This is a genomic window from Amycolatopsis iheyensis (assembly GCF_024703995.1).
Taxonomy (GTDB): domain Bacteria; phylum Actinomycetota; class Actinomycetes; order Mycobacteriales; family Pseudonocardiaceae; genus Amycolatopsis; species Amycolatopsis iheyensis.
This window is the reverse complement of sequence record NZ_JAMXQV010000004.1, coordinates 184,396-210,300: the sequence shown is the minus strand read 5'-3', so window position 1 is coordinate 210,300 and position 25,905 is coordinate 184,396. Positions and strand designations below refer to the sequence as shown.

The 25,905-nt window shown below is 71.1% G+C and carries 30 protein-coding genes; 11 read left to right on the top strand and 19 right to left on the bottom strand.

Annotation, left to right across the window (positions count from 1 at the left end; all coding sequences use genetic code 11):
• Positions 1 to 4 precede the first annotated feature (4 nt).
• Together M8542_RS10800 and M8542_RS10795 are read left to right on the top strand one after the other, a co-directional pair.
• Positions 5 to 457 carry a guanyl-specific ribonuclease gene (locus M8542_RS10800; protein ID WP_257919929.1) on the top strand — a complete coding sequence of 151 codons (453 nt, stop codon included), beginning with the start codon at positions 5 to 7 and terminating at the stop codon, positions 455 to 457.
• Positions 454 to 822 (top strand): barstar family protein, encoded by a 369-nt coding sequence (locus tag M8542_RS10795; RefSeq protein ID WP_257919928.1) that lies wholly within the window; start codon positions 454 to 456, stop codon positions 820 to 822. The genes M8542_RS10800 and M8542_RS10795 overlap by 4 nt, the downstream gene beginning before the upstream one ends.
• On the opposite strand, the gene M8542_RS10790 is transcribed toward M8542_RS10795, so the two are convergent.
• Entirely contained in the window at positions 797 to 1,762 is a 966-nt protein-coding gene (locus tag M8542_RS10790) for an Lrp/AsnC family transcriptional regulator (protein ID WP_257919927.1), read from the bottom strand. The genes M8542_RS10795 and M8542_RS10790 overlap by 26 nt on opposite strands.
• A gap of 103 nt (positions 1,763 to 1,865) precedes the next feature.
• On the opposite strand from M8542_RS10790, the gene M8542_RS10785 reads away from it, so the two are divergent.
• Positions 1,866 to 3,140: an MFS transporter gene (locus M8542_RS10785; protein WP_257919926.1), complete on the top strand. Its 1,275-nt coding sequence runs from the start codon at positions 1,866 to 1,868 to the stop codon at positions 3,138 to 3,140.
• Positions 3,141 to 3,231: 91 nt separating this feature from the next.
• Here M8542_RS10785 and M8542_RS10780 read toward each other — a convergent pair whose 3' ends face one another.
• From M8542_RS10780 to M8542_RS10735, 11 genes are all read right to left on the bottom strand, one after another.
• The gene (locus tag M8542_RS10780) at positions 3,232 to 3,999 is read right to left on the bottom strand and encodes an enoyl-CoA hydratase family protein (protein WP_257919925.1); all 768 of its coding nucleotides are present in this window, start codon (positions 3,997 to 3,999) and stop codon (positions 3,232 to 3,234) included.
• Between the two features lie 37 nt (positions 4,000 to 4,036).
• A complete protein-coding gene (locus tag M8542_RS10775) occupies positions 4,037 to 4,540 on the bottom strand; it encodes a DUF3291 domain-containing protein (protein ID WP_257919924.1) in 504 nt (167 codons plus the stop codon).
• A 45-nt stretch (positions 4,541 to 4,585) separates the two neighbouring features.
• Positions 4,586 to 5,215 (bottom strand): cyclase, encoded by a 630-nt coding sequence (locus M8542_RS10770; protein ID WP_257919923.1) that lies wholly within the window; start codon positions 5,213 to 5,215, stop codon positions 4,586 to 4,588.
• Between the two features lie 163 nt (positions 5,216 to 5,378).
• Entirely contained in the window at positions 5,379 to 6,116 is a 738-nt protein-coding gene (locus M8542_RS10765; RefSeq protein ID WP_257919922.1) for a sirohydrochlorin chelatase, read from the bottom strand.
• Complete coding sequence (locus M8542_RS10760) at positions 6,113 to 7,375, bottom strand: sulfate adenylyltransferase subunit 1 (protein WP_257919921.1); 1,263 nt, start codon at positions 7,373 to 7,375, stop codon at positions 6,113 to 6,115. Before M8542_RS10760 ends, M8542_RS10765 begins: the two co-directional genes overlap by 4 nt.
• Positions 7,375 to 8,295 carry a sulfate adenylyltransferase subunit CysD gene (cysD, locus tag M8542_RS10755; protein WP_257919920.1) on the bottom strand — a complete coding sequence of 307 codons (921 nt, stop codon included), beginning with the start codon at positions 8,293 to 8,295 and terminating at the stop codon, positions 7,375 to 7,377. The genes M8542_RS10760 and cysD overlap by 1 nt, the downstream gene beginning before the upstream one ends.
• 12 nt (positions 8,296 to 8,307) lie before the next feature.
• Positions 8,308 to 9,003, bottom strand: coding sequence for a phosphoadenylyl-sulfate reductase (locus M8542_RS10750; protein WP_257919919.1), 696 nt, complete (start codon positions 9,001 to 9,003; stop codon positions 8,308 to 8,310).
• The gene (locus M8542_RS10745) at positions 9,000 to 9,149 is read right to left on the bottom strand and encodes an Insertion element protein (protein ID WP_103348823.1); all 150 of its coding nucleotides are present in this window, start codon (positions 9,147 to 9,149) and stop codon (positions 9,000 to 9,002) included. Before M8542_RS10745 ends, M8542_RS10750 begins: the two co-directional genes overlap by 4 nt.
• Entirely contained in the window at positions 9,146 to 10,840 is a 1,695-nt protein-coding gene (locus tag M8542_RS10740; RefSeq protein WP_257919918.1) for a nitrite/sulfite reductase, read from the bottom strand. The genes M8542_RS10745 and M8542_RS10740 overlap by 4 nt, the downstream gene beginning before the upstream one ends.
• A gap of 105 nt (positions 10,841 to 10,945) precedes the next feature.
• A complete protein-coding gene (locus tag M8542_RS50620) occupies positions 10,946 to 11,032 on the bottom strand; it encodes a putative leader peptide (RefSeq protein WP_350310667.1) in 87 nt (28 codons plus the stop codon).
• 61 nt (positions 11,033 to 11,093) lie between these two features.
• Positions 11,094 to 11,669, bottom strand: a complete 576-nt coding sequence (locus M8542_RS10735; RefSeq protein ID WP_257919917.1) for a TetR/AcrR family transcriptional regulator — start codon at positions 11,667 to 11,669, stop codon at positions 11,094 to 11,096.
• Between the two features lie 76 nt (positions 11,670 to 11,745).
• Here M8542_RS10735 and M8542_RS10730 point away from each other — a divergent pair, with 76 nt between their 5' ends.
• The 3 genes from M8542_RS10730 (at position 11,746) to M8542_RS10720 (ending at position 14,359) form a co-directional block, all read left to right on the top strand.
• Positions 11,746 to 12,162 carry a VOC family protein gene (locus M8542_RS10730; protein ID WP_257919916.1) on the top strand — a complete coding sequence of 139 codons (417 nt, stop codon included), beginning with the start codon at positions 11,746 to 11,748 and terminating at the stop codon, positions 12,160 to 12,162.
• A 14-nt stretch (positions 12,163 to 12,176) separates the two neighbouring features.
• A complete protein-coding gene (hemW, locus tag M8542_RS10725; protein ID WP_257919915.1) occupies positions 12,177 to 13,376 on the top strand; it encodes a radical SAM family heme chaperone HemW in 1,200 nt (399 codons plus the stop codon).
• A gap of 62 nt (positions 13,377 to 13,438) precedes the next feature.
• The gene (locus tag M8542_RS10720) at positions 13,439 to 14,359 is read left to right on the top strand and encodes an NADP-dependent oxidoreductase (RefSeq protein WP_257919914.1); all 921 of its coding nucleotides are present in this window, start codon (positions 13,439 to 13,441) and stop codon (positions 14,357 to 14,359) included.
• On the opposite strand, the gene M8542_RS10715 is transcribed toward M8542_RS10720, so the two are convergent.
• Positions 14,356 to 15,060, bottom strand: coding sequence for a TetR/AcrR family transcriptional regulator (locus M8542_RS10715; protein WP_257919913.1), 705 nt, complete (start codon positions 15,058 to 15,060; stop codon positions 14,356 to 14,358). The two genes, M8542_RS10720 and M8542_RS10715, sit on opposite strands and share 4 nt — an antisense overlap.
• Positions 15,061 to 15,142: 82 nt before the next feature.
• On the opposite strand from M8542_RS10715, the gene M8542_RS10710 reads away from it, so the two are divergent.
• From M8542_RS10710 to M8542_RS10695, 4 genes are read left to right on the top strand one after another with little or no spacing between them, the layout of a single operon-like run.
• Entirely contained in the window at positions 15,143 to 15,559 is a 417-nt protein-coding gene (locus tag M8542_RS10710) for an SgcJ/EcaC family oxidoreductase (protein ID WP_257919912.1), read from the top strand.
• Positions 15,556 to 15,915 (top strand): hypothetical protein, encoded by a 360-nt coding sequence (locus M8542_RS10705; protein WP_257919911.1) that lies wholly within the window; start codon positions 15,556 to 15,558, stop codon positions 15,913 to 15,915. Before M8542_RS10710 ends, M8542_RS10705 begins: the two co-directional genes overlap by 4 nt.
• A 48-nt stretch (positions 15,916 to 15,963) precedes the next feature.
• Complete coding sequence (locus M8542_RS10700) at positions 15,964 to 16,776, top strand: siderophore-interacting protein (RefSeq protein WP_257919910.1); 813 nt, start codon at positions 15,964 to 15,966, stop codon at positions 16,774 to 16,776.
• A gap of 9 nt (positions 16,777 to 16,785) precedes the next feature.
• A complete protein-coding gene (locus M8542_RS10695) occupies positions 16,786 to 18,009 on the top strand; it encodes a serine hydrolase domain-containing protein (RefSeq protein ID WP_257919909.1) in 1,224 nt (407 codons plus the stop codon).
• Here M8542_RS10695 and M8542_RS10690 read toward each other — a convergent pair.
• The gene (locus tag M8542_RS10690) at positions 17,988 to 18,899 is read right to left on the bottom strand and encodes a restriction endonuclease (protein ID WP_257919908.1); all 912 of its coding nucleotides are present in this window, start codon (positions 18,897 to 18,899) and stop codon (positions 17,988 to 17,990) included. The genes M8542_RS10695 and M8542_RS10690 overlap by 22 nt on opposite strands.
• 267 nt (positions 18,900 to 19,166) lie before the next feature.
• Positions 19,167 to 19,742, bottom strand: coding sequence for a GNAT family N-acetyltransferase (locus tag M8542_RS10685; protein WP_257919907.1), 576 nt, complete (start codon positions 19,740 to 19,742; stop codon positions 19,167 to 19,169).
• Between the two features lie 92 nt (positions 19,743 to 19,834).
• Between M8542_RS10685 and M8542_RS10680 the strand changes: the two genes are divergently transcribed.
• A complete protein-coding gene (locus M8542_RS10680; protein ID WP_257919906.1) occupies positions 19,835 to 21,097 on the top strand; it encodes a styrene monooxygenase/indole monooxygenase family protein in 1,263 nt (420 codons plus the stop codon).
• On the opposite strand, the gene M8542_RS10675 is transcribed toward M8542_RS10680, so the two are convergent.
• The 4 genes from M8542_RS10675 to M8542_RS10660 form a co-directional block, all read right to left on the bottom strand.
• The gene (locus tag M8542_RS10675; RefSeq protein WP_257919905.1) at positions 21,028 to 22,473 is read right to left on the bottom strand and encodes an alpha/beta hydrolase; all 1,446 of its coding nucleotides are present in this window, start codon (positions 22,471 to 22,473) and stop codon (positions 21,028 to 21,030) included. The genes M8542_RS10680 and M8542_RS10675 overlap by 70 nt on opposite strands.
• A 261-nt stretch (positions 22,474 to 22,734) precedes the next feature.
• Positions 22,735 to 23,733 (bottom strand): TIGR03842 family LLM class F420-dependent oxidoreductase, encoded by a 999-nt coding sequence (locus tag M8542_RS10670; protein ID WP_257919904.1) that lies wholly within the window; start codon positions 23,731 to 23,733, stop codon positions 22,735 to 22,737.
• Between the two features lie 7 nt (positions 23,734 to 23,740).
• Complete coding sequence (hydA, locus tag M8542_RS10665; protein WP_257919903.1) at positions 23,741 to 25,123, bottom strand: dihydropyrimidinase; 1,383 nt, start codon at positions 25,121 to 25,123, stop codon at positions 23,741 to 23,743.
• Complete coding sequence (locus tag M8542_RS10660) at positions 25,123 to 25,905, bottom strand: nitrilase-related carbon-nitrogen hydrolase (protein ID WP_257920185.1); 783 nt, start codon at positions 25,903 to 25,905, stop codon at positions 25,123 to 25,125. Before M8542_RS10660 ends, hydA begins: the two co-directional genes overlap by 1 nt.

Sequence of the window (25,905 nt, the reverse complement as noted above, 5' to 3'; positions counted from 1 at the left end):
CACCATGTTCAACCGAAGGCGGATCACCGCCGCGCTGATCGGGCTCCTCGTGCTGGTGCTGGGGGGCTGGCTGGTCAAGGACGTCGTCAGCGACGGCTCGACGACCGCGCCGAGCACCTCCGCCGGCGCACCCGCCCAGGGCGGCGCGGCCGTGCCGGGCGCCGACTCGGGTCTGCCGCTGAAGGCGTTGTCCGCGTTGCCCACGCAGGCCGCCGACACGTGGAAGCTGATCCAGCAGGGCGGGCCGTACCCGTACCCGCGCAACGACGACGTCGTGTTCCAGAACCGCGAGAAACTCTTGCCCGGCAAGAAGACCGGCTACTACCACGAGTACACCGTGAAGACCCCGGGCAGCGCCGACCGCGGCGCGCGCCGGCTGATCACGGGCTCGTCGCACGAGGTGTACTACACCGGCGACCACTACGCGTCGTTCGTCGTCGTGGACCCGGCCCGATGAGCGCCTCGGAGCAGGCGAAGGCCGCCGCGGAAGAGGCCTTCGCGAGGGGCGCGTACCCGCACCTGGTGAACTCGCGGCCCACCGTGGACAAGGCCAGCACGCTCGGCGCGTTCGCCGACGCACTGTCCTTTCCGGACTACTTCGGGCACAACCTCGACGCGCTCTACGACTGCCTGACCGACCTTTCCTGGCTGCCGCGGGGGGAGCACGTGCTGATCTGGCCCGGCTCGGAGGCGCTGCGCAAGGCCGAACCCAAGACGTACCTGGCGATCCGCAGCGTGTTGTCCGACGCGCAGCGCGCGCTGGGGCCGAGCGGGCGCAGCGCCGGCTCGTGGCGGCTCACGGTCGTCCTGCCGGACGCGTGAGGCGCTTGACGGTCCGGATCACGGGTGCGCTCTCGAGCGTCTGCACCCCGCGGATCCCGGCCACGCGGTCGGTGAGGTAGCGGTAGAAGTCGCGTGCGTCGCGGCAGTTCACCATCGCCGTGAGGTTCGTCGGGCCGGTCGTCGCGACGGCGAACGACGTCTCCGCGTGGCTCGCCAGCGCTTCGCCCGCCGCGGCCAGGTGCGCCGGTGACACCGTCAGCCACAGCCGCGTCTCCGAGTGGAAACCGAGCCCGGCCGGCGAGAGGTCGAGGTGGTAGGTCAGCGTGCCGTGGCGGCGCAGCACCTCCATCCGGCGCCGCACCGTCGAGTCGGCCCAGCCGGTGACCTTGGCCAGGGTGGTGTAGCTCGCGCGCCCGTCGTGGGCGAGTGCGTCGAGCAGGGGGCGGTCGGCCGGCTCCGGCGGGACACCGGCGCCCTCGGGTGGCGGCGGGCGCAGCCGCTCGATCTGGCCGGGGGACAGGCAGTGCAGCCCGCCCCAGCCGTCCGGGAGCGCGAACGTGTGCAGCAGTTCGTGCGCCGAAACAGCGGTTACGCGGCTCGCACGCGGCAGCTTGCGCAGCAGGAGGTCGTCCCGCCCGGCCGAGCCGGGTGCGTGCACGGTGCAGGAGATCTCGGTGCCGCCGGAGAGCAGGTGCACCCACGAGACGTCGGCGCGGCCGGCCAGCGCGTCCGCGACGGCGGCCCCGGCGTCCGGGGTCGTGCGCAGGCGCAGGGTCCAGCTCGTGTAGCCGGCTTCGCCGCCGTTGACCGCGCCGGTGACGCGCAGGACACCGGCGGTCCGCAGCCGCTGGTAGCGCCGGGCGACGGTGTTCTCCGAGACGCCGAGCACCTGCCCGAGGGTCCGCATCGGCGCCCGGCCGTCGAGCTGCAGGGCGTGGACCAGGCCGCGGTCGACGTCGTCGAGCGTGACGGTTTCCATGCTTCAACGCTAGCTCATGACGGTATCCGGCGGATTTATCGACTTGTCTGGTGGCGATCGGCGTCGCGATCGCACTCTTCGGGGCAACCGAAGGGAGATTTCGATGCGCAAGTGGTGGCCGCTGCTCGCGGTCTGCGCGGGCTCGTTCCTGTTCCTGCTGGACACCACGGTCGTGACGGTGGCCTTGCCCGCCATCGGGGCCGGGTTCTCGGCGTCGATGGCGCAGCTGCAGTGGGTGCCGGACGTCTACACGCTGGTCCTGGCCGTGCTGATGCTCGCGATGGGCTCGCTCGCCGACCGCTGGGGCCTGCGGCGGGTCTACCTCGCCGGGCTGGCGGTGTTCGGGCTGGCGTCGCTGGGCTGTGGGCTGGCGCCGGACATCGGCACGCTGATCGCCGCGCGCGGGGTGCAGGCCGCCGGCGGCTCGGCGTTGGCGGTGACGGGGTTCGCGTTGCTCGCCGCCTGCTACGAGGGTCGCGCACGGGCGACGGCGATCAGTGTGTTCTTCGCGGTGAACGGCCTCGGCGCGGCTTTGGGGCCGGTGGCCGGCGGGGTGCTGACCGAGTACTTCGGCTGGGCGGCGATCTTCTTCGTCAACGTGCCGCCGGCGGTGCTGACGGCGTTGTTCGCACTGCGGGTGCTGCGGCCGGATCCGCCGGGCGTGCCCGGCCGGTTCGACCTCGCGGGCGCGGTGTGGTTCGCGATCGGCGCGGCGAGCCTGGTGCACGGGCTGACGTCCGGGTGGTGGCCGGCGCTGGTGGTTTCGGTGGTCGCGTTCGGCGTCTTCTTCGTGGTGGAACGGCGGCGCCCGGTGCCGTTGCTGGAGCTGAAGTTGTTCCGGGACCGCGGGTTCACGACGGTGGTGGCGTGTGCGGCCGCGTCGACGTCGACGTTCGCCGCGCTGGTGTACGTGTCGTTGTGGCTGGGGCTTTCGCGGTCGCCGGTCGCGGCCGGGCTCGTGCTGGCGCCGCTCGCGGTGGCGTCGTTCCTGACGTCGACGTTCGCCGGCAGGGTGCTGCGCCGGTTCCCGCCGCGGGTGCTGCTCGGCGCGGGGGTGCTGGTGGGCGGGCTCGGGTGCGTGCTGCTGCTGGGTTTCCCGGTGCCGGCCGGGTTGGCGGTGACGGGCGTCGGCGTGGGGATCGCGGGACCGGCCATGGGGGCGGCGATCGCCGCCGCGGCCCCGCCGGGACGGGCGGGGATGGCCGCGGGCATCCTCACCACGACCCGCCAGTTCGGGCAGACGCTCGGGGTCGCGGTGCTCGGAATCGCTTACCAGGCCGGGGGTTTGGCGCCGGTGTACCTCGTGGCCGCGGCGTGTGGCGGGATCACCGGCCTGCTCGCGCTGGTCCCCGGCAAGCAGGCCCGCGTCCGGGTGTGACCCAAGCGCCCCAATGTGGCGTTGGGTGCGCTGGACGCACCGAACGCCACATTGGGTGCGCTGGACGCACCCAATGTGGCATTGGGGCGCTTCAGTCCTCGGGGACCCAGTTCGGCTTGCGCTTCTGGGCGAACGCCAGGATGCCCTCCTGGCCTTCTTCGCTCGCGAAGAACTTCGCCGACAGGCCGAGCATCTCCTCGAACCCTTCCGACGGCGTCGCCGGGCGGGGGCGGCTCAGCAGGGCCTTCGTCTCCGCTAGGGCCGTCGGGCCGCCCGCCGCCAGTGCCTTCACGAACCGGGCCACCTCGGCGTCCAGGTCGGACGTCGCCGAGTTGAGGAGGCCGATCTCCACCGCGCGGCGGGCGTCGAAGGTGTCGCCCGTCAGGAACAGCTCGTGCGCCGCGCGGGGGTTCAGCCTCGGCAGGACCGTCAGGGAGATCACCGCCGGGACCACGCCGATGCGGACCTCGGAGAAGGCGAACGTCGCTTCCGGCACCGCCACCGCGATGTCGCACGCCGCCACCATGCCGATGCCGCCGGCGCGGGCGGGGCCGGCCAGGCGGGCGACCACCGGCTTGGGGCTGGTCCACAGCTGCTCGAGGATCTTCGGGAACTCGTTCACGCCCTGGTCGCCCGCACCGGCGCCGCGAGCCTCCTTGAGATCCATCCCCGCGCAGAACACCGGACCCGTGTGGGTCAGCACGATCACGCGGACGGCGTCGTCGGCGGCCGCCTTGGCCAGCGAGCCCGACAGCTCCCGGCGAAGCTGCGCCGAGAGCGCGTTGCGGTTGTGCGGGGAGTCCAGGGTGATCGTGGCGGTGCCGCCCACCACGTCGTAGTGCACCAGTTCGTCAGCCATGCCGACACCCTTGCACACTCCCCGCGCGGCACCGGTGTTACGCGGGGCACAGCCAGCCGGGGTCACCCTCGCGGGCTTCCGCGACCGGCGAGAAGTGCTGCTTCAGCGTGAACGCCTGGGGTGTCGGCCCGTGGACGCGCAGGTGCTTGATCTTCTCCTCGGCCTCCGCGGTGGCCGGCCGGTGCCCGGCGGGGACCCACCACAGCACGGTCATCGCTTCGCGGACGTGGTGGAACCACTCGCGGCGGCGTTTCATGATCGCCACGTGCCCGGCGGAGTAGACGAAGGCGGCCAACGTCTCCACCGACGTCCACACGGACATGTTGACCAGGATCCCGGACGTGCCGCGGACATCCCATTCGAAGGCGCGGACCGACGTCGCGTCGCCGTCCTCGGTCTGTAGGCGCCAGACGAACCCCGGAGCGGCGTCCGCGAGGGCGTTGACGGGCTCGAGGTTGTCGACGAAGTCGCGGAAGGACTCGTCGTCCAGCGGCGTCTTCATCCGGCTGATGTTGACCTGAGCGAGTTCGAAGTTCCCCATGCGGCCACCCTACGGGCGGAACCCCGCCCGCAGGGTGGCTCGCGGTCAGCCGATGGTCGTCGTGGTGAAGACCGGGCTGGGGTTGGGGAAGCAGGCCGTCGGCGCGGTGACGTCGCCGATGATGCTGCTCGCCACGGCCTTGAACGTCAGGCCGGGGTCGCTGTAGCTGGTGCCGGACAGCTTCGTCTCGATGGTGCCCGACTGGCCCGCGGTCAGGTGGGCGGTGATGGTGGGCAGCTCGAACGTCGCGCCCCCGGCGATCGGGCCGGGGAAGCTCAGCGTCGCGACGCCGTTCGCGACCGCGATGGTCGGCGCGGTCGAGCCGAGCCCGGACCCGCCGGCGAGGTCCGCGCCGACGTAGGTGGAGTTGGCGGGGATCGGGAACTTCAGCGCGAAGGTGTTGATGTTCTTGACCTTGTTCCCGCTGACGTCACCCGGCACGGTGTTCGGCGCCGGATCGATGACGACGTCGAACGCGCCGCCGGGGGCGACCGTCGCGGGCGCGGTGACGTCGGCGTCCTGGTTGAGCGACACCTGCTGCGGTCCGACGATGGGGGCGTCGGCCTGGCAGTCGAAGGCAATGGTCGTGGCCGCCGAAGCGGGGGCGGCGAGGGCGATCGGAAGGGCCGCGGCCGCGACCAGAACGCCGAGCTTGGAAAGGTGAAGAGCTTTCATCTGTATCCACCTACCTGCGGTTTCAAGAGGGGAGGGAGAAAGCTGCGCAGCGCTTAGATAGTTACCGGCAAGTTAACTAGCGCGTCAAGGATTTACCGTTGCCATGCGCGCGGAGTGACGACAAATGTGAATAAGACTCGCCTTTTGGCGGTGTTGCCGGTGCTCAGGCGTACTGGCGGAGCAGCCCGCTCATCGCGGAGGCGTACCGGCTGATCACGACGTCGGCGACCCGCGGGTCATCGGCCAGGGGTGCCGCGACGAACACGCGTGGGTCCTCGTCGCGGGCCAGTGCCGCGATGCGGTCCGGCAGCAGACCCGGCGCGAGGAACCACGACGCCACGACCAGGTGCCGCACGCCGCGGGAACGCAGCCGGGCGGCCGCCGCGGGGATGGCCGGCTGGGTGGCGGACGCGAACGCCTCGCTCACCGGGATCCCCAGCCGCTCTTCCCAGCGCGCGGCGAGCGAAGCCACGACCGCGTTCGCCGACGCGTTGGACGAACCCACCGCGCTGAGCAGCACGCCCGTGCCGCGGCGGCGGGGTGCGGCCGCCAGCCGGTCCAGGGCCACCGCCTCCAGGGCCGGGTCCGCGCCGAGGACGTCCGACACCTCGACGCGGAAACCCGGGCACTCGGAACCGACCGAGGCGATCAGCGCCGGCAGGTCCACCCGGGCGTGGAACGCGCTGCCCAGCAGCAGCGGCACCACGACCGCGCTCCGGTGGCCCTCGGAGTACAGGCCACGGAGCACGTCCGTCACGTTCGGCGTGGACAGGTCCAAAAAGGACTCGTGCACCGGAGCTCCCGGCGCCCGGTCGCGCACGACGTCGACGAGGGCCCGCACGGTCGCCGCCGAGCGGGGGTCACGACTGCCGTGCGCGACGGCGACCAGGGGTGGCGTCACGAGAAGCGCTCACCGACCAGGCCCGCGGCGAGGGTGTCGCCGTCCTTCGGGTCGATCACCAGGAACGCGCCGGTGCGCGGGCTGACGCCGTAGTCGTCGACGCCCAGCTCTTCGGCCAGCCGCAGGGAAACGCGGCCGATGTCGTTCAGCTCCAAGGAAGCCGGTGCGTCCACACTGGACAGCGTCTGCTCGTCGAAGCGCGCGTGCAGCTCGCCGACCAGCGCCTGGACCGTGCGGGTGCCGTGCTTGACGAGCACCCGCGCGCCGGCCTTCAGCGGCTTCGACGACAGCCAGCACAGCGTGCCGGTGATCTCGTCGGTGACCCGCGGTGGCGCGTCGGCGGCCGCGATCAGGTCGCCGCGGGAGATGTCGATCTCGTCGGCCAGCACCAGTGTCACCGACGTGCCGGCGCCGGCCTCCTCGAGCGGGCCGTCGGCGGTGTCGATGCGCTCGACGCGGCTGCGGATGCCCTGCGGCACCACGACGATCTCGTCGCCGGGACGCACCGTGCCCGCGGCGATCTGGCCCGCGTAGCCGCGGTAGTCCGGGTACTCGGGCGTGCGCGGGCGGATCACGTACTGCACCGGGAACCGCAGTGCCGAGTCGTGCGGGTCGGGCGCGACCGGAACGTCCTCCAGGTGCTCCAGCAGGCTGGGGCCGGAGTACCACGGCGTCCGCTCGGACCGCGTCGCGACGTTGTCGCCTTCCAGCGCCGACACGGGGATCGCGAGCACCGAACCCCGCGCGTAGCCGAGCGTTTCGGCGTGCGAAGCGAACTCCTTGGCGATCACGGTGAACGTCGCCTCGTCGTAGCCGACCAGGTCGATCTTGTTCACCGCCAGCACCAGCTGCGGCACACCCAGCAGGGCCAGCACGGCCGCGTGCCGCCGGGTCTGCTCGATGACGCCCTTGCGCGCGTCGACCAGCAGCACGGCCAGCTGCGCGGTCGACGCGCCGGTGACGGTGTTGCGCGTGTACTGCACGTGCCCCGGCGTGTCGGCCAGCACGAACGACCGCTTGGGCGTGGCGAAGTACCGGTACGCGACGTCGATGGTGATGCCCTGCTCGCGCTCCGAGCGCAGGCCGTCGACGAGCAGCGACAGGTCCGGAGTGGACAGTCCCTTGTCGACGGACGCGCGGGTGACGGCGTCGAGCTGGTCGGCGAGCACCGACTTCGTGTCGTAGAGCAGCCGGCCGACCAGGGTGGACTTCCCGTCGTCCACGCTCCCGGCGGTGGCCAGGCGAAGCAGCGAGCTCATCAGAAGTACCCCTCACGCTTGCGGTCTTCCATGGCCGCTTCGGACATGCGGTCGTCGGCGCGGCTGGAGCCGCGTTCGGTCAGCCGCGACGCCGAAACCTCGGCGATGACGTCTTCGACGGTGGCGGCGGTGGACTCGATCGCCCCGGTGCACGAGCCGTCGCCGACGGTGCGGTAGCGGACCGTCCGCTCGCGGATCTCCTCGCCCGGGCGCGGGCCGCCCCACGGGCCTTCGGCCAGCAGCATCCCGTCGCGCAGGTACACCTCGCGCTGGTGCGCGTAGTAGATCGACGGCAGCTCGACCTGCTCGCGGGCGATGTAGTTCCAGACGTCGGCCTCGGTCCAGTTGGACAGCGGGAAGACACGGACCTGCTCACCCGGGCGGTGCCGGCCGTTGTAGAGGTTCCACAGCTCGGGCCGCTGCCGCCGCGGCTCCCACTGGCCGAAAGCGTTGCGGAGGCTGAAGATCCGCTCCTTCGCCCGGGCGCGCTCCTCGTCGCGGCGGCCGCCGCCGAACACGGCGTCGAACTTGTTCTCCGCGATCGTGTCCAGCAACGGCGTGGTCTGCAGCGGGTTGCGCATCCCGTCGGCGCGCTCCTCCAGGCGGCCGTCGTCGATCCAGTCCTGGACCTTCGCCACGACCAGCCGCAGCCCGTGCTGCTCGACGACGCGGTCGCGGAACTCGATGACCTCGTCGAAGTTGTGCCCGGTGTCCACGTGCAGCAGCGGGAACGGCACCGGCGCCGGCCAGAAGGCCTTGATCGCCAGGTGCAGCAGCAACGTCGAGTCCTTGCCGCCGGAGAAGAGGATCACCGGCCGGTCGAACTCACCCGCCACTTCGCGGAAGATGTGGATGGCTTCGGACTCCAAAGCCGCGAGATTGTCCTGCGCCGCATCGGTAGCGGGCTCCAAGGTCGTCATGCGTCCCTTTCCTCAGCCGTGCAGTCCGCACTCGGTCTTGCTCTGCCCGGCCCACCGGCCGCTGCGCGGGTCCTGGCCCGGCTCCACGCGAGCGGTGCAGGGTGCGCAGCCGATCGACAGGAACCCGATGGACACCAGCGGGTTCTCGAGGATCCCGTGGTCCTGGATGTAGCCGTTGAACTCGTCGTCGGTCCACGCCGCGATCGGGTTGATCTTCACCAGGCCGTTGCGGTCGTCCCAGGTGACGATCGGGGTGTTCGCGCGGGTCGGCGCGTCGACGCGGCGGACGCCGGTGATCCATGCCGAGTAGTTCGCCAGGGTCTTGCGCAGCGGCACGACCTTGCGCAGGTTGCAGCACAGCGTCGGGTCGCGGTCGTGCAGCTTCTCGCCGTACTCCGCGTCCTGTTCGGCGACGCTCTGCTCGGCCTGCGCGTTGACGATCTTCACGTCCGGGTAGACCGTCTGCACGGCGTCGCGCGTGCCGATCGTCTCCGGGAAGTGGTAGCCGGTCTCGAGGAACAGGATGTCCACATCGGACTTCACCTTCGTGGCGAGGTCGATCAGGACGGCGTCCTGCATGTTGGACGCGACGATGAAGTCGTCGCCGAACGTGTCGACGGTCCAGCGGATCGCTTCGTCCGCGGTGGCTTCGGCGAGTTCTTTCGACGCGCGCTCGGCGAGCGTCTTGTAGTCGGCAGTGGCGGTCATCGGGACACCTCCGGAAGGGACAGTCCGAGGAACTTGACCGAGAAAACCCGGCGACAGGCCGAACAAAGCCAGCCGCCGTTCTCTTCCGGCCGCAGATCCTCGTCGCCGCAATAGGGGCAGTAGAACGGCGTCGCGCGCTCGGTCACTGGAGGGCACTCTCCTCGGCCCGAGCGGCCCACTGCGCGAAGCGCTCACCGGGCTCACGTCCGGCCACGTACGCCCGCACGACGCGCTCGACGTACCCGGTCAGCTCCGCCGCGGTCACCTTGTGGCCACGCAGCTTCCGGCCGAACCCGGCGTCGAGGCCGAGGCCGCCGCCGAGGTGCACCTGGAAGCCCTCGACCTGGTTGCCGTCGGCGTCGGTGACGATCTGGCCCTTGAGCCCGATGTCCGCGGTCTGGATCCGCGCGCAGGAGTTGGGGCAGCCGTTGAGGTGCACGGTCACCGGCGTGTCGAGGCCGTCCTGGATGTCCGCGAGGGACTTCTCGAGGTCCGCGACCAGCTGCTGCGCGCGGGCCTTCGTCTCGACGATCGCGAGCTTGCAGAACTCCAGCCCGGTGCACGCCATCACGTTGCGCCGCCACGGCGAGGGCTTCGTCTCCAGCCCCAGCTCGGCCAGCTCGGCCTGGAGCCCGGCGACCTGATCCGGCAGGACGTCCAGCACGACGAGCTTCTGCTGCGGGGTGAGCCGGACCCGCGCGGACCCGGCCCGCTCGGCCGCCTTGGCCACCGCGACCAGCGTGCCGCCGGAGACGCGCCCGGCGATCGGCGCCGCGCCCACGTAGGACTTGCCGTCGACCTGAGGGTGCACGCCGACGTGGTCGATCGGCACGGCCGGGTCGACCGGCGGCGGGCCGTCGATCAGCTCCCGCTTGAGGTACTCGTCCTGCAGGATCTGCCGGAACTTCTCGGCGCCCCAGTCCTTGACCAGGAACTTGATCCGGGCCCGCGAGCGCAGCCGGCGGTAGCCGTAGTCGCGGAAGATCGAGATGACGCCTTCCCAGACGTCGGGCACCTCGTCGAGCGGCACCCAGGCGCCGAGGCGCTGGCCGAGCATCGGGTTGGTGGACAGGCCACCGCCGACCCAGACGTCGAAGCCGGGGCCGTGCTCCGGGTGGTTCACGCCGACGAAGGCGACGTCGTGGATCTCGTGCGCGACGTCGGGCTGGCCGGAGATGGCGGTCTTGAACTTGCGCGGCAGGTTGGCGAACTCGGGCTTGCCGATGTAGCGGCGCTTGATCTCCTCCAGCGCCGGGGTGCCGTCGATGATCTCGTCGGCGGAGATGCCGGCGACCGGCGAGCCGAGCATGACGCGCGGGCTGTCGCCGCAGGCCTCCATCGTGGTCATGCCGGCGTTCTCGAGCTTCGCCCAGATCGTCGGCACGTCCTCGATCCGGATCCAGTGGTACTGGATGTTCTGCCGGTCGGTGATGTCGGCGGTGTCGCGCGCGTACGCCTGCGAGATCTCGCCGAGGACCGTGAGCTGGTCGGTGCTGAGCACCCCGCCGTCGAGCCGGACCCGCAGCATGAAGTAGCGGTCGTCGAGCTCTTCGGGCTCCAGCGTCGCGGTGCGGCCGCCGTCGATCCCCGGCTTGCGCTGGGTGTAGAGGCCGAACCAGCGGAACCGGCCGCGCAGGTCACCCGGGTCGATCGCGTCGAACCCGCGGTGGGCGTAGATGTTCTCGATCCGGGCCCGCACGTTGAGCGGGTGGTCGTCCTTCTTGGACCGCTCGTTCGGGTTCAGCGGCTCCCGGTAACCGAGCGCCCACTGCCCCTCACCGCGCTTCTGCTTGGCGCGCGCGGGGCGGGCGGGTGTCTGACGCGTGGGCGTGGCCATGACGGCGTCCTCCGAGAGGCTTTTCGTGGCGGCGGAGGACCACCGGCTCGCGGGTTTCCTCCGGCGCCGGCTGTCCAGATTCGTGGCAGGTGGTGGCGACGGCAATCAGCGAACGGGTACGCAGAGGGCGCTCGCGACCCGCAGGAGGTCGACGTGGCGGCGGGCCACGAGGAGAACACCGGCATGAGTCACGGCGCCAGCGTGTCACGTGCCCACAATGTGGTCCAGGTCTGCCCGGATGGTGGGAGCAGGGTCACTCGCCTGGGAGAATGCGGTCGACCAGCAGGCCCACGACCTGCGCGTCCGTGTACCCGGCGAGGGCTTCGGGCAATGTCAACCGCTCGACGGTGAGGCCGGTCAGGGCCAGATAGAGCAGCAGGACCTCGTCCCGGCCGCCGGGCAGTCCGGCGGCTTCGTGGAAGCCGACGCTGATCTCGAAGCTCTCCTTCATCGTCGCGGTCAGGGCCGCCGCCAGCTCGGGACGCCGGTTCGCCTCCAGGCGCAGTTCGAGCAGGGCGAGGTAGGAGCTGCGGCGGGTGGTCAGCCGCGTCATCAGGTCGCCGAGCAGGGCGGTGACCCGGCCGGTCGACGGCTCTTCCGCCCGCGGGTCGGCCAGCACCTCCGCCGGCGCGGACAGCCTGATGTGGACCCGTTCGCCGGCTTCGGCCAGCAACTGGTCGCGGTCGCGGAAGTAGTTCGACGTCGTCCCCGGCGGCACGCCGGCCTCGGTGTCCACCGCGCGGTAGGTGAGCCCGCGCGCGCCGTCCCGGGCGAGGACCTCGATGGCCGCGTCCGTCAGCGCGGTCCGGCGCTCGGTGTTCTGCCGCACGAAATCCTCCTTGCCCGATTCAAACCACTACGGTTAGAGTACTACGGACATAGTGGTTTGAGGAGAGGAACTGGGGATGCAGGTCAAGGGTTTCGGGGCGGGGTACCTGGTCGACGACGTCGCCGCGACCACCCGCTTCTACAAGGACGTGGTCGGCCTGCCGGTCACGGTCGAGCTGGACTGGTTCGCGAGCATCAACGCGGGCGCGCCCGGCTACGAGATCAGCTTCGTCCAGCGGGGCCACGAGTCGGTCCCCGAAGGCTTCCGCGCGCAGCCGACCTCGGGGGTGTCGTTCGGGCTCGTCGTCGAGGACGCCGCCGCCGAGGCGAAGCGGCTGGCCGACGCGGGCGTGGAGCTCGTCACACCGGTCGTCGACGAGGTCTACGGGCAGCGGCACTTCTACTTCGCCGATCCGAACGGCGTGCTGCTCGACGTCATCGAGATGATCGCGCCGGACCCCGAGTGGGTGGCGGCGAACCTCCCGGCTTCGTAAGGGACAATCGGGGTATGCCCGATTCCCCGACCGACCTCACGCTGCCCGAAAGCGCCCTCGAGGGCGTCGGCAGCCGGCCGTTCGGGGTGTACGTGCACGTCCCGTTCTGCGCGACGCGCTGCGGCTACTGCGACTTCAACACCTACACCGCGGGCGAGCTCGACTCGGGTTCGTCGCCGCAGTCCTGGCTCGAAGGGCTGCGGCGCGAGCTGGAGCTGGCCGCGCGCGTGCTCGTCGTGCCGCCCGCCGTCGACACCGTGTTCGTCGGCGGCGGCACGCCGTCGCTGCTCGGCGCGGCCGGCCTCGGCTCGGTGCTCGACGCCGTCCGCGACGTCTTCGGGCTGGCCCCGGGCGCCGAGGTGACGACCGAGTCGAACCCGGAGTCGACGTCGCCGGAGTTCTTCGCCGGCATCCGCGAGGCCGGCTACACGCGTGTCTCGCTCGGCATGCAGTCGGCCGCGCCGCACGTGCTGAAGATCCTCGACCGCGTGCACACCCCGGGCCGGCCGGGCCAGGCCGCCGCGGAGGCGCGGGCGGCCGGCTTCGAGCACGTGAACCTGGACGTGATCTACGGCACGCCGGGGGAGCGACCGGACGACCTGCTCGCGACGCTCGACGCCGTCCTGGCCGCGGGCGTCGACCACGTGTCGGCGTACGCGCTGATCGTCGAGGAGGGCACGGCGCTGGCCCGCCGGGTCCGCCGCGGCGAGCTGCCCGCGCCGGACGACGACGTGCTCGCCGCGGACTACGAAATGATCGACGCGACGCTGTCGGCGGCCGGGCTGCGCTGGTACGAGGTGTCGAACTGGGCCGCGGACGACGCCGCGCGCTGCCGCCACAACCTCGGCTACTGGCGCGGCGACGACTGGTGGGGCGCCGGTCCGGGCGCGCACAGCCACGTCGGCGGGGTGCGCTGGTGGAACGTCAAGCACCCGGCGCGCTACGCGGCGCTGCTCGCCGCCGGTGACTCGCCCGCGGGCGGACGCGAGGTGCTCACCGACGACGACCAGCACCTCGAACGGATCATGCTCGAACTGCGCGTCGCCGAAGGGCTGCCGCTCGATGTCCTGGACGAGCCGGGGCTGGCCGAAGCGCGGGCCGCGGCCGCCGAAGGCCTGCTCGATCCGTCCGCTTTGGACACCCGGGGCCGCGCGGTGCTCACCGACCGCGGCCGCCTGCTGGCCGACGGCGTGGTCCGGCGCCTGGCGGGCTGACGGGATTAAATCGCGGCACCCGGTCGTTGCTTGTATCGAGCAACGACTTAGAGGAGGCCTCCATGGCGCGCGCGATCAGGTTCGACCAGTACGGCGACGTGGATGTCCTGCGCGTCGAGGACGTCGCCCTGCCCGTCGCGGGGCCGGGTCAGGTGCTCGTCGAAGTCCAGGCCGCCGGGATCAACCCCGGTGAGGCCGCCATCCGCCGGGGCTTCCTGCACGAGCGGTTCCCCGCGACCTTCCCGTCCGGTCAGGGCAGCGACTTCGCCGGCGTCGTCGCCGAGCTCGGCGAGGGCGTCGAGGAGATCGCGGTCGGCGACGAGGTGATCGGCTTCGTCGAGACGCGCTCCAGCCACGCCGACTTCGTCGTGGCGGAGGCCGCGAACCTCACGCCGCGGCCGGACGGGGTGTCCTGGGAGGCGGCGGGCGCGCTGTTCGTCGCCGGGACCACGGCCTACGCGGCGGTGCGCGCGGTCTGCGCCCGCGAAGGCGAGACGGTCGTCGTGTCCGGCGCCGCGGGCGGCGTGGGCTCGCTCGCCGTGCAGCTGGCCCAGCTGACCGGCGCGAAGGTGATCGGCCTGGCCGGCGAAGCCAACCACGAATGGCTGCGCTCGCTGGGCGTCGTCCCGGTCTCCTACGGCGAGGGCGTCCTCGAGCGAATTCGCGAGGCGGCGCCGGAGGGTGTCCACGCGTTCGTCGACACGTTCGGCTCCGGGTACGTCGAACTGGCCCTGCACCTGGGCATCCACCCCGGGCGGATCGACACGGTCATCGACTTCGAGGCCGCGGCGAAGTACAACGTCAAGACCGACGGCAACGCGGCGGCGTCGTCGGCCGAGGTGCTGCGCGAGCTGAGCCTGCTGATCGGCAAGGGGCTGCTGGAGGTGCCGATCGCGCGGGTCTACCCGCTGGCCGAGGTCCACGACGCCTACCGCGAGCTGGAGCGGCGGCACACCCGCGGCAAGATCGTCCTGGCGCCCTAGTTCTTCGCCGCCACGACCTTCAGCCCCGCGAGGTAGACGTCGAGGGCGAACTCGAGGCGTTCGGTCGCCGTTTCGGCGGAGAAGAACTCGCCGATGCGCAGCATGTTCGGGAACGCGTCGGCGGGCAGTGAGCGCATGTACGCGACCATCTGCTCGCCGCGCTTCGCCGTCTCCGCTTCGTCGATGTCGCCCCAGGTCCAGCCGCTCGCTTCGTAGGCGTACGCCTTGGCGTACAACGACAGCGCGTCACCCGCGAAGGTCGCCTGCCTGAGCGTCAGGCCGCCCGCGCGCAGCACGGCCAGCATCGCTTCGCCCTGCCGCAGGGAGCTCGGCGTGACCGGCACGGCGATGTCCCACGCCACGCGCGCGATCCCGGGGTGCGCGACCATCACCCGGATCTGGCCGCGGACCAGCTCCTTCACCTGCTCGTCCCAGCGGGCCGGGTCCGGCTCCGGGACCGGCGCTTCGGCCAGCACGGCGTCGAGCATCAGCTCCGCCAGCTCGTCCTTGTTGGACACGTGCGCGTAGAGCGACGCCGGCCCCGTCTCGAGCTCCTGGGCGACCCGCCGCATCGTGACGGCGTCGAGGCCCTCCTTCGCCAGGATCTCCAGGGCCGTCTTGACGATCAGGTCCTGGGACAGCGCGGGTTTCGCGGCGCGACGACGAGGGGTGCTGCGCCACGGCGGAGGGGGAACGGTCACGCGAACACTGTACTTGACGCGAACGCCGTTCGTAAGTAGAACTGTGTTCGTCGAACGAACGACGTTCGCGAAAGGGGATCTCATGACCACCACCACCGCCGAAGCCGACGTCCGCGCCGTGCTCGGCCGGCTCACCGACGCCTGGAACTCCGCCGACGCCACCGCCTACGGCCGGCTCTTCACCGAGGACGCGGACTACGTCACGTTCTTCGGGATGAACTTCCCGGGCCGGGAGGCGATCGAAAGCTCACACCGCGCCCTGTTCGAGGGGCCGCTGAAAGGGTCGAAGCTGACCGGCGGGCTCGACGCGAGGGCCAAGGTCCGGTTCGTCCGCCCGGACGTCGCCGTGGTCGTCGTGGGCGGGGGCTCGTCGCTCACCGGCGCGGACACCACCGACGAGGGACGCGAATCGACGGTGAGCTTCGTGCTCGTCCAGGAGGGCGGCGAGTGGCTGATCACCGCGTTCCAGAACACGCGCGTCTCGGATCCGCGCGGGTGAAAACGCTTGCGGAGGTGTCGGGGGTCGTCGCGCGGCCGCCCGCGGAAGTGTTCGAGGAGGTCCTGCGGCGGGTGACCGGGGGGCCGTACCCGATGCGGACGGAGGTCGACCGCGAGCGGGGGTTCCTCGCGGTGCAGGGCGGCTGGTGGTACCGCGGCGAATACCGCGTCACGGCCGACCCGGCGGGGGCGCGCGTCGAGCACCGCGTGGTCAACGCCGCGTCCTGGGGCCGCTGGGGTGTCCCGCCGGCCAACCGCTTCTTCATCGGCTTCCGGGCGCGGACGGCTGTCGCTTTTGCCCGGCTGCTCGAGGAACTAGTCACGTGCGGGAAGGAGGGCGGTGGCGTCGGCGCGTAGGCTGAGTTAGGTAAGGCTTAGTGCGTGGAATCTGCGTTGGAGTTGTCGATGGCTGAAGCACCCCGTCGGTCCGGGCGTCCCGCGGTGCGGCTGCGGGTGCTGCGCACCGAGCGGCTCACCCCGCACATGATCCGGATCGTCGCGGGCGGCGACGGCATCGCCGATTTCACGCCCAACGCGTTCACCGACGCGTACGTCAAGGTGCTGTTCAAGGTGCCGGGCGTCGAGTACCCGGAGCCGTTCGACGTCCAGGAGTGCCGGGCCACGCTGCCGCGCGAGCACTGGCCGCGGATGCGCTCCTACACCGTCCGGGCGTTCGACCCGCAGGCCGGCGAGCTGACCTTCGACTTCGTCCACCACGGCGACGAGGGCATCGCCGGCCCGTGGGCCGCGTCCGCTCAGCCGGGCGACGAGCTGCTGCTGTCGGGGCCGGGCGGTGCCTACGCGCCCGGCGCCGAGGCGGACTGGCACCTGCTGGCCGGGGACGAAAGCGCGTTGCCGGCCATCGCGGCGTCGCTCGAAGCGCTGCCGGCGGGTGTCCCGGCGCAGGCCGTGATCCTGGTCGAGAACGCCGACGAGGAACAGGCCCTGGTGACGAAGGCCGACGCGCAGATCACGTGGCTGCACCGGTCGGCGGGCGGCGACGTCGCTGCGGCGGTGCGCGCGCTGGAGTGGCGCGACGGCGTGGTCCAGGCGTTCGTGCACGGGGAAGCGGGGTTCGTCCGCGACGTGCGGCGGTACCTGCTCGACGAGCGCGGGATGCGCCGCGACCTGCTGTCGATTTCGGGGTACTGGCGCGTCGGGAAGAACGACGAGGCCTGGCGCGAGGAGAAAGCGGCCGAACGGGCGCGCGAAAAGTAACCTCGCGGGATGGCAGAACTGAAGGTGGACGTCGACCCGGCCGAAGCCGGCTTCGACGCGGACCGGCTCGCCCGGCTGGACACCCATTTCGACCGGTACGTCGAGGACGGCCGGTTGCCGGGCTGGCTGGCGGTGGTGAGCAGGCACGGCCGGATCGTGCACGTCGGCCGCGGCGGGCACCGCGACGTCGAAGCCGGGCTCCCGGTGGAGACCGACACGCTGTGGCGGATCTTCTCGATGACGAAGCCGATCACGTCGGTCGCGGCGATGATGCTGGCCGAAGAGGGCCTGCTGGAGCTGGACGACCCGATCTCGCGGTGGCTGCCGGAGTTCGCAGCGCCGCGGGTGTTCGTCAAGGGGTCGGCCCTGGCGCCGCTGACCGAGCCGGCCCGCGCACCGATTCGCGTGTGGCACCTGCTGACCCACACGGCGGGCCTGACCTACGGCTTCCACCACGGCCACCCGGTGGACGCGATGTACCGCGCGGCCGGCCACGAGTGGGGCACACCGCCGGGCCTGGACCTGGCCGGGTGCTGCGAGCAGTGGGCTTCGCTGCCGCTGCTGTTCCAGCCGGGAGCGGAGTGGAACTATTCGGTGGCGACGGACGTCCTCGGCCGGCTCGTCGAGGTCGTGTCGGGGCTGCCGCTGGACGAGTTCCTGTCGTCGCGGATCTTCACGCCGCTGGGCATGACGGACACGGGCTTCGTGGCTTCTTCCCTTTCGCGCCTGGCTGCGTTGTACGTGGCGTCTTCCGGTCGCGCGGTCCGCAACGACGCGTTCGGCAAGCTGGGCACATCCCGCCCGGACTGCTTCCTGGGCGGCGGCGGCCTGGTGTCGTCGGCCTCGGACTACTGGCGGTTCACGGAGATGCTGGTGCGGGGCGGAGAACTCGACGGCGTGCGGTTGCTGTCCCCGCGCACGGTGGCGCTGATGGCGAGCAACCACCTGCCGGGCCACGTGGACCTGGAGGCCTTCGGCCGCCCGTTGTTCGCGGAGATGCCGTTCGACGGGCACGGGTTCGGGCTGGGCTTCTCGGTGCTGGAGGACCCGGTGAAGGCACGGACGCTGTCTTCGGCGGGAGAGTTCGCCTGGGGCGGGGCGGCTTCCACCGCTTTTTGGGTGGATCCGGATGAGGATCTGACCGTCGGGTTCTACACGCAGCTGTTGCCGTCGAGTACTTATCGGCTGAGGCCGCAGCTGAGGCAGCTGGTCTACCAGGCGCTGGTGGACTGAGCGGGGCTCAGGTACCTCGCCACCGTGGCCCGCAGGTGCCCGGCGTGCTGGTAGATGTCCTCGACACTCGTGATCGGCAGCCGGGTTTCGGCTTTGTTCTCGTCGAACACGCCGAGGTACTTCTTCGACCGGTTGAACCACAACCGCGCGATCGGCTTGCGGTTGTTGTCGTCGAGGAGGACACCGAAGTAGGTCTGGGTGTCCCGGGCCGCGACCCGGGCGGCCGGCACGTCGGCGCAGACGATCGCGCGGACGATCCGGTAGCCCTCGAGCTCCTCCTCGGTCGTGACGACGCGCTCGCCTTCGGGGACTTCGGCGGTTTCGGCGGCAGGCTGCGGCTGCTCGGGTTGCGGCGTGCCGGCCGACACGCTGACGTAGGAGTCGGGCCCGCCGAGCGCGCTCTTCAGCCGGTCGTTGACCTGCTCGTTCAGGAACTGGCTCGTCGCCTTGGCCACCAGCGGGCCGAACTGCTCCCGGACCCGCTGGGTGAACGCGCCCTCGTAGACCCGCGTCGTCAGGAACTTCACCCATTCGTCCTCGGGTTCTTTGAACTGCGCCGCGAGGATGCGCTTGAGCTGGCCGATGTACTTGAGCTCGCCGGCGGCGCTGATGACCGAGTCGAGGTCGAAGGACTCCTTGGTGAGCTTGGCGAGTTCGGGCAGGAGAGTGTCGTCGATGTCGGCGAAGTCCAGGACCAGGAACGGCTTGGCGTCCATCCGGTTCGGCGCCTCGAGGTCGGTGTAGAACTCGTACACCTGGCCGTTGGTCAGGATCGCGATCCGGGCGTTCGTGACGGCGAAGTAGCGGAAGAGCTGCGACGCGTGCTCGAGGCGGAGCGGGTCGTTGATCTTCTTGGCCTCGACCAGCACCTGCACCTGGCCGTCGTGCACGATCGCGTAGTCGATCTTCTCGCCTCGCCCACGTCCGCGGTGAACTCGGGGATCACCTCGGCCGGGTTGAACACGTCGTACCCGAGAACGGTGCTGATGAACGGCATCACGAAGGCGTTCTTCGTCGCCTCTTCGGTCTCGATGCCGTCCTTGTGCTTGCGGATCTTCAGGGCGAGTGCCTGGGCGCGCTCCGCGATGTCCATACCGGTGCCGTTCTGTTGCGGGGAACGAGGTGCCCGGCCTGGATCGGTGCGCTCGCCCGCGTTGTTACGGACTCCGCTGAAAAAACGAAAAAGCCGGCTCCGAGACGACCACGGGCGGCGCCTCCGGGTGGTCCCGCAGCCGGACCTCCGCCTCCGCCACCCCCTCCGCGATCACCTTGCGCCCACGCGCGTAGTCCATCAGCTCCGCCACCGGACGGTTGTCCGCCGAATACACCGCCGTGAAGCGGTCGAAGCCTCGCTCCAGTGCCGCCAGCCCCAGCATGTGCAGCAGGGCCGACGCCAGCCCTACCCGGCGCCAGCCCGGGGCCACCGCGATCGCCACCTCCGCCATGCGCCGGCCCGTTGCCTCGTAGCGGGCCACCGCCACCCCCGGGCCCTCCAGGGCACGGGCCACCAGGGCGAACCGGCGCTCGTAGTCCAGCACCGTCAGGCGTTCCAGCAACTTCGGCGTCACCCTGGGGGCCGAGCCGCAGAACCGTCTGCGCAGCGTCTCCGGGTCCGCGTTGCGGATCGCTTCGCCCAGCTCCGGGGCGTCGGCCGGGGTGAGGGGGCGGACCCGGACCCGGCGGCCGTCGCGGAGGAGGAGTGTGCGGTCGAATCCCTTCGGTGGTTCCGTCACCGGCCCACCCTAGCGGCCGCCCGATCGGGCGGTGCCCGTTTGCCGAAAACGAGTACGTTGGCAGCAAAGGGTTTTCCGGGGGAGGGGCGGCCATGCGGCGGATCGGGATCGTCGGAGCGGGGCAAGCGGGGCTCGTCCTCGGCATCGGGCTGCGGCAACTCGGTTACGACGTCACCGTCTTCGCCGAGCGTGCCGCCGAAGACGTGCGGGGCGGCCGGCTCGTCTCCAACCAGTGCGTCTTCCAGCCCGCCCTCCAGCGGGAACGCGAGCTCGGCATCGACTTCTGGGCGGCCCCGCCCATCGGTGAGGTCGACTTCGCCGCCGCCGGTGAAGGCGTGGCGCCCGCCATCGCCTGGCGCGCCGCCCTCGACCGGCCCGCGCAGTCCGTCGACCAGCGGGTCAAGGTCGCCGACTGGATGGCGGAGTTCGATCGCCTGGGTGGTGACACCTGGATTGGCCGTGTCACTCCGGCCGATCTCGACGAACACGCTCGCGAGGTCGACCTGCTCATCGTCGCCGCCGGGCGCGGGCCGCAGTTCGACGCGCTCTTCCCGCGCGACGACGACCGCTCGCCCTACCGCGAACCGCAGCGCGCCATCGGCATCCTCTACGTCGCCGGCACGCTCGACGCCGTGCCCGGCCTCACCTTCGGCATGGCCCCGGCCGGCGAGTTCTTCCTGCTGCCCGTGCTCTCGGTCCACGGCCCCGTGCACGGCATCGGCTTCTTCGGCCACCCGGGCGGCCCGACCGACGTCTGGGACGGCGTCACCGACGTCGACCAGCACTACGAGACCGCCCGCGAGCTCCTGCGCACGCACTACCCGTGGCAGGCCGCACTGCTCGACAACGCCCACCCGGCGGCGCCGACCGAACTGCTGCACGGCCGGATCACGCCGGTCGTGCGCCACCCGGTCGGCACCCTGCCGTCCGGGGCGAAGGTCCTCGCGATGGGCGACACCGCGGTGACCAACGACCCGGTCGGCGGCCAGGGCGCCAACATGGCCGCCCGCGCGGCCCGGGCCTACCAGGACGCCATCGTCGAGCGCGCCGACCGGCCGTTCGACGAAGAGTTCATGCACGCCGCCTTCGCCCGCTACTGGCAGCACGCCCGGCACGCCACGCGCTTCACCAACGACCTCCTGGCCCCGCCGCCGGACCACGTGCTGGCCACTTTGGACACCGCGCAACGCGTTCCCGAAGTGGCCCACCGGTTCGCGCACCTCTTCGAGAACCCGGCCGACTACGAAGGCTGGCTCGGGGATCCCGAAGCGGCGATGGCCTACCTTCAGTCGAAGGGGCCCCGGTCCGGTGCGCAGACCGTGCCCCGGGCCGGCACCGAACCGGCCGCGAAGTAGCGGTCGAGCCAGGCGTCGACGCACGCGCTCTTGCCCCGCGAACCGTGGCCGTACGTGTCGAGGGTGAGCAGGCGGGCGTTGCCGAGCAGCTTTTCGGTCCGCTGCGCCCCGGCATACGGTGTTTCCAAGTCACCCTGGCGGTTGGCGAGCAGCAGCACCGGCGCGGTCGGCCGGTTCCACGGACCCGCGTACCGGCCGGTGTCGGCGACGTCCCAGGTCGCACACGGCAGCGTCTTGTAGACGTCGTACCGGCCGAAGCCGCGGCCGACCTGGTCCGCGCGCCGGGCGTAGTCCCACCACACGGCCGGATCACGCGGGTTCGCCGCGTCCGAGCAGAGCGTGGCGCCGCCGCCCAGCAGGGAGTCGACGTCCGGCAGGCCACCCGCGGACACCGGCGCTCGGGACGCGGGGTCCGCCAGTGCCTGGAGGAACGCCGCCAGCTGTGGCGCGGCCTGGGCGTCGGTCAGGTAGTCGTGGATCTGCGCGATCGCGCTCTGGTAGGTGACGACGACCTGCTGGCCCGCGGTGTCCGTCACCGTGATCGGGCCGGCTTCGAGGCGGTCGAGGATCGCGTTGTAGTCGAAGGGGCAGCGCGCCGCGCAGGCGTCCAAAAAGGACTGGATGGCACGCGGGCCGTCTTCGTAGCCGCGCAGGCGGTAGCTCATCGGGCCGGTGCCGCTCGCCCAGCGCATCGGGTCGTCGACGGCGTCGAGCGCCAGCGAGCCGACGCGGCCGGGGAACAGGTTGGCGTAGGTCTCACCGAGGTAAGTGCCGTACGACTTCCCGTAGTACCGCAGCTTCTGTTCGCCGAACGCCGCCCGCAGCCGGTCGAGATCGCGGGCGATGGTGCCGGTCGATAAGTGGTTCGCGAGCGGTCCTCCGTTCTGCTCGCAGAGGTCGGTGACGGTCTTCGTGTCCGCGATCTGCTGTTGTTCGGCCGCGCGCGTCAACGGGAAAGTGCCGAGCGCCCGTTGCAGCACCTCGAGTTGCGAAGGATCGGTGAAGCAGTGGATCTTCGAGCTGGCGCCGACACCGCGCGGGTCGAACCCGACGATGTCGTAACGCTCGTGCAGGAAAGGTGTCAACGCGGGCGCGAGGCGGCCGGACGAGCCGGGTCCGCCGGGGTTGTAGAAGATGGTGCCCAGCTTGTGGGCCTGGTCGGTGGCGGGCAGCCGGCCGACGGCGATCGACACGGTGCCGGCGGAAGGGTCCTGATAGGACATCGGGACGTCGAGGTGGCCACACTGGTATCCGGTGGCGCACGCGGATTCCCAGACGATTCCGGCGGAGCCCGCCTCTGCTGCGGGCGCGCTCAACGCCACCACACCCGCGGCGGCCCCCAGAGCCAGCGCAGCACGGAGTTTCGGAAAGTTCATGCTCCGATGGTCCCGCCGCCGGGACCGGGGGCGCGCTGGTGCGCACCCCCGGAACCGGGGTAGGGCGAACCTCACCGCGGGCCCCATGCGCCCCAATGTGGCGTGGGGGGGGGGGGGGGCCCCCCCCCCCCCCCGGGGGGGGGGGGGGGCCCCCCCCCCCCCCCCCGGGGGGGGGGGGGGGGGCCGACCCCCCCCCCCCCCCCACGCCACATTGGGTGCGCTGGACGCACCCAACGCCACATTGGGGCGTTTGGGCGGGCCCTACGCGGTGAGCTTCGGGATGATCTGCGCGCCGTAGGACGCCAGGGTCGCCTCGCGGTCGTCGTGCATCAGGTACAGCGAGAACTGGTCCACGCCCAGCTCCGCCAGCTCCTGCAGCCGTTCGACGTGCGCCGAAGGCGGGCCCAGCAGGCAGAAGCGGTCGACGATCTCGTCGGGGACGAACTCCGTCGACGGGTTGCCCGCCTTGCCGTGGTGGCTGTAGTCGTAGCCCTCCCGCTCGCGGATGTAGTCGGTCAGCTCGCGCGGCACCGCGCCCGACGAGCCGTAGCGCGCCACCAGGTCCGCGACGTGGTTGCCGACCATCCCGCCGAACCAGCGCAGCTGTTCGCGCTGGTGCGGCAGGTCTTCGCCGACGTACGCCGGGGCCGCGACGCAGATCGTGATGCCACCCGGGTCGCGGCCCGCCGCCCGGGCCGCGTCGCGGACCGCGCCGATCGTCCAGCGTGCGATCGCCGGGTCCGCGCACTGGAGGATGAAGCCGTCGGCGTGCTCTCCGACCGTCTTCAGCGCCTTCGGCCCGTAGCCGGCCATCCACATCTCGAGGTGGCCGTTGCGGATCCACGGGATCTGCACGGTGGTCTCGTTCATCTCCACCGCGCGGCCTTCGGCGAGGTCCTTCACCACCCGCATGCAGTCGCGGACCGTGGCCAAAGTGGACGGTGGCTTCCCGACCACGCGGTGCGCGGAGTCGCCGCGGCCGATGCCGCAGACCGTGCGGTTGCCGTACATGTCGTTGAGCGTGGCGAACGTCGACGCCATCACCGACCAGTCGCGCGTGCCGGGGCTGGTCACCATCGGCCCCACCACGAGGGACGACGTGGCCGCGAGGATCGCCGAGTAGATGACGAACGGCTCCTGCCACAGAACGCAGGAGTCGAACGTCCAGCCGTAGCGGAACCCGGCGTCCTCGGCGTCCTTCATCAGCCGCACGACGTCCCGGGCGGGCGGATCCGTCTGCAGCACGATCCCGAAGTCCATGGCGTCCTCAGTTCAGGTACTGGTTCAGCGAGCGGGACAGGAACTTGCCGTGCGACGTCGACCCGGTGAACCCGTCCGGCGACACGACCACGCGCCCGCGGGACAGCACGGTGTGCACCCGGCCGGTCAGCTCGAACCCTTCGTACGCCGAGTAGTCCACGTTCATGTGGTGCGTTTCCGCGGACAGCGTCTGCTTGGCCGTGGGGTCGTAGATCACGATGTCCGCGTCCGATCCCGCCGCGATGACACCCTTGCGCGGGTACAGCCCGAACATCCGCGCGGGTGTCGCCGAGCACGTCTCGACCCAGCGGCCGAGCGTCAGCTCGCCGGCGACGACGCCCTGGTGCAGCAGGTCCATCCGGTGCTCGACACCCGGCATCCCGTTCGGGATGGCCCGGAAGTCGCCACGCCCCAGCTCCTTCTGGTCCTTGAAGCAGAAGGGGCAGTGGTCGGTGGACACCACGGACAGGTCGTTGGTCCGCAGCCCGCGCCACAGGTCGGCCTGGTGCGACTTCTCCCGCAGCGGTGGCGAAGCGACGTACTTCGCGCCCTCGAAGCCGGGCTTCGCCAAGTCCTCAATGGACAAGTAGAGGTACTGCGGGCACGTCTCCGCGAAGACGTTTTGACCGTCGTTACGCGCTTCCGCCACCGCCGCCAGCGCTTGCGACGCCGACAGGTGCACGATGTACAACGGCGAGCCGGTGACCTTCGCGAGCTGGATCGCCCGCGATGTCGCTTCTCCTTCCAGTTCCGGTGGCCGGGTCAGACCGTGCTGCACCGGGTCGGTGTTCCCGTCCGCCACAGCCTGCGCCGCCAGCTGATCGATCGCGATGCCGTTTTCCGCGTGCATCATGATCGTAGCGCCGATTTCGCGGGCTTTCTGCATCGCGAGCAGGATTTCCCCGTCCGTGGAGTAGAACACCCCGGGGTACGCCATGAACATCTTGAAGCTGCCGACGCCGGCGTCGACGCAGGCTTCCATCTCCTTCAGCGACTGGTCGTTGACGTCGCTGACGATCATGTGGAAGCCGTAGTCGATGGCGCAGTTGCCGTCGGCCTTGGTGTGCCACTTGTCCATGGTGGACAGCAGCGAGGTGCCCTTGGCCTGCACGGCGAAGTCGATGATCGTGGTCGTGCCACCCCACGCCGCCGCCGTGGTGCCGGTGGAGAACGTGTCGACCGAGTGCGTGCCGCCGAACGGCATCTCCATGTGCGTGTGCGCGTCGATGCCGCCGGGCAGCACGTACTTGCCGGTGGCGTCGATCGTTTCGTCGCCGGACAGCGTGCCGGGCGCCCCGACGGCGGCGATGGTCTCGCCGTCGACGAGGACGTCCGCCAAAAGCGCACCCGACGGCGAGACGACCTGGCCGCCCGTGATGAGCGTGGTCATCAGGCCTCCGTGAGGGGGCCGTAGGTGTCGGGCCGGCGGTCGCGGTAGAACGCCCACAGGTCCCGGACCTCGTCGAGCAGCGTCATGTCGAGGTCGCGGATGACGACCTCGTCGTCGGTGTCGGACGCGGCGTCGCCGATCAGCTGCCCGCGCGGGTCGGCGAAGTACGTCTGGCCGTAGAAGTCGTTGTCGCCCAGCGGTTCCACGCCGACGCGGTTGATCGCGCCGACGAAGTACTCGTTGGCCACCGCGGCCGCCGGCTGCTCCAGCCGCCACAAGTACTGCGACAGGCCGCGGCTGGTCGCCGACGGGTTGAACACGATCTTCGCCCCGGCCAGGCCCAGCGCGCGCCAGCCCTCCGGGAAGTGCCGCTCGTAGCAGATGTAGACGCCGATGCGGCCCACGGCGGTGTCGAACACCGGGTAGCCCATGTTGCCGGGGCGGAAGTAGAACTTCTCCCAGAAGCCCTTGACCTGCGGGATGTGGTTCTTGCGGTGCTTGCCGAGGTAGGTGCCGTCGGCGTCGATCACCGCGGCGGTGTTGTAGTACACGCCGGGCTGCTCGACCTCGTACATCGGCACGACCAGCACGACGCCGTGGCGCTCGGCCACCTCCTGCATGAGCTTCGTGGTGGGCCCGTCCGGGATGCCCTCGGTGTAGGAGTAGTAGTCGGTGTCCTGCACCTGGCAGAAGTACGGCCCGTAGAACAGCTCCTGCAGGCACACGACCTGCGCGCCCTGCGAGGCGGCGGTGGCGATGTGGTCGAGGGCCGCCTTGATCAT

What these genes read in the sequence shown, in the direction of transcription:
- M8542_RS10710 (WP_257919912.1), top strand. Translation starts at nt 15,143, where the DNA reads ATGACCACCACCACCGCCGAAGCCGACGTCCGCGCCGTGCTCGGCCGG.
- M8542_RS10680 (WP_257919906.1), top strand. Translation starts at nt 19,835, where the DNA reads ATGCGGCGGATCGGGATCGTCGGAGCGGGGCAAGCGGGGCTCGTCCTC.
- hydA (WP_257919903.1), bottom strand. Translation starts at nt 25,123, where the DNA reads ATGACCACGCTCATCACGGGCGGCCAGGTCGTCTCGCCGTCGGGTGCG.
- M8542_RS10770 (WP_257919923.1), bottom strand. Translation starts at nt 5,215, where the DNA reads ATGAAAGCTCTTCACCTTTCCAAGCTCGGCGTTCTGGTCGCGGCCGCG.
- M8542_RS10775 (WP_257919924.1), bottom strand. Translation starts at nt 4,540, where the DNA reads ATGGGGAACTTCGAACTCGCTCAGGTCAACATCAGCCGGATGAAGACG.
- M8542_RS10795 (WP_257919928.1), top strand. Translation starts at nt 454, where the DNA reads ATGAGCGCCTCGGAGCAGGCGAAGGCCGCCGCGGAAGAGGCCTTCGCG.
- M8542_RS10695 (WP_257919909.1), top strand. Translation starts at nt 16,786, where the DNA reads ATGGCAGAACTGAAGGTGGACGTCGACCCGGCCGAAGCCGGCTTCGAC.
- M8542_RS10720 (WP_257919914.1), top strand. Translation starts at nt 13,439, where the DNA reads ATGGCGCGCGCGATCAGGTTCGACCAGTACGGCGACGTGGATGTCCTG.
- M8542_RS10700 (WP_257919910.1), top strand. Translation starts at nt 15,964, where the DNA reads ATGGCTGAAGCACCCCGTCGGTCCGGGCGTCCCGCGGTGCGGCTGCGG.
- cysD (WP_257919920.1), bottom strand. Translation starts at nt 8,295, where the DNA reads ATGACGACCTTGGAGCCCGCTACCGATGCGGCGCAGGACAATCTCGCG.
- M8542_RS10670 (WP_257919904.1), bottom strand. Translation starts at nt 23,733, where the DNA reads ATGGACTTCGGGATCGTGCTGCAGACGGATCCGCCCGCCCGGGACGTC.
- M8542_RS10785 (WP_257919926.1), top strand. Translation starts at nt 1,866, where the DNA reads ATGCGCAAGTGGTGGCCGCTGCTCGCGGTCTGCGCGGGCTCGTTCCTG.
- M8542_RS10675 (WP_257919905.1), bottom strand. Translation starts at nt 22,473, where the DNA reads ATGAACTTTCCGAAACTCCGTGCTGCGCTGGCTCTGGGGGCCGCCGCG.
- M8542_RS10790 (WP_257919927.1), bottom strand. Translation starts at nt 1,762, where the DNA reads ATGGAAACCGTCACGCTCGACGACGTCGACCGCGGCCTGGTCCACGCC.
- M8542_RS10660 (WP_257920185.1), bottom strand. Translation starts at nt 25,905, where the DNA reads ATGATCAAGGCGGCCCTCGACCACATCGCCACCGCCGCCTCGCAGGGC.
- M8542_RS10750 (WP_257919919.1), bottom strand. Translation starts at nt 9,003, where the DNA reads ATGACCGCCACTGCCGACTACAAGACGCTCGCCGAGCGCGCGTCGAAA.
- M8542_RS10760 (WP_257919921.1), bottom strand. Translation starts at nt 7,375, where the DNA reads ATGAGCTCGCTGCTTCGCCTGGCCACCGCCGGGAGCGTGGACGACGGG.
- hemW (WP_257919915.1), top strand. Translation starts at nt 12,177, where the DNA reads ATGCCCGATTCCCCGACCGACCTCACGCTGCCCGAAAGCGCCCTCGAG.
- M8542_RS10780 (WP_257919925.1), bottom strand. Translation starts at nt 3,999, where the DNA reads ATGGCTGACGAACTGGTGCACTACGACGTGGTGGGCGGCACCGCCACG.
- M8542_RS10800 (WP_257919929.1), top strand. Translation starts at nt 5, where the DNA reads ATGTTCAACCGAAGGCGGATCACCGCCGCGCTGATCGGGCTCCTCGTG.
- M8542_RS10730 (WP_257919916.1), top strand. Translation starts at nt 11,746, where the DNA reads ATGCAGGTCAAGGGTTTCGGGGCGGGGTACCTGGTCGACGACGTCGCC.
- M8542_RS10740 (WP_257919918.1), bottom strand. Translation starts at nt 10,840, where the DNA reads ATGGCCACGCCCACGCGTCAGACACCCGCCCGCCCCGCGCGCGCCAAG.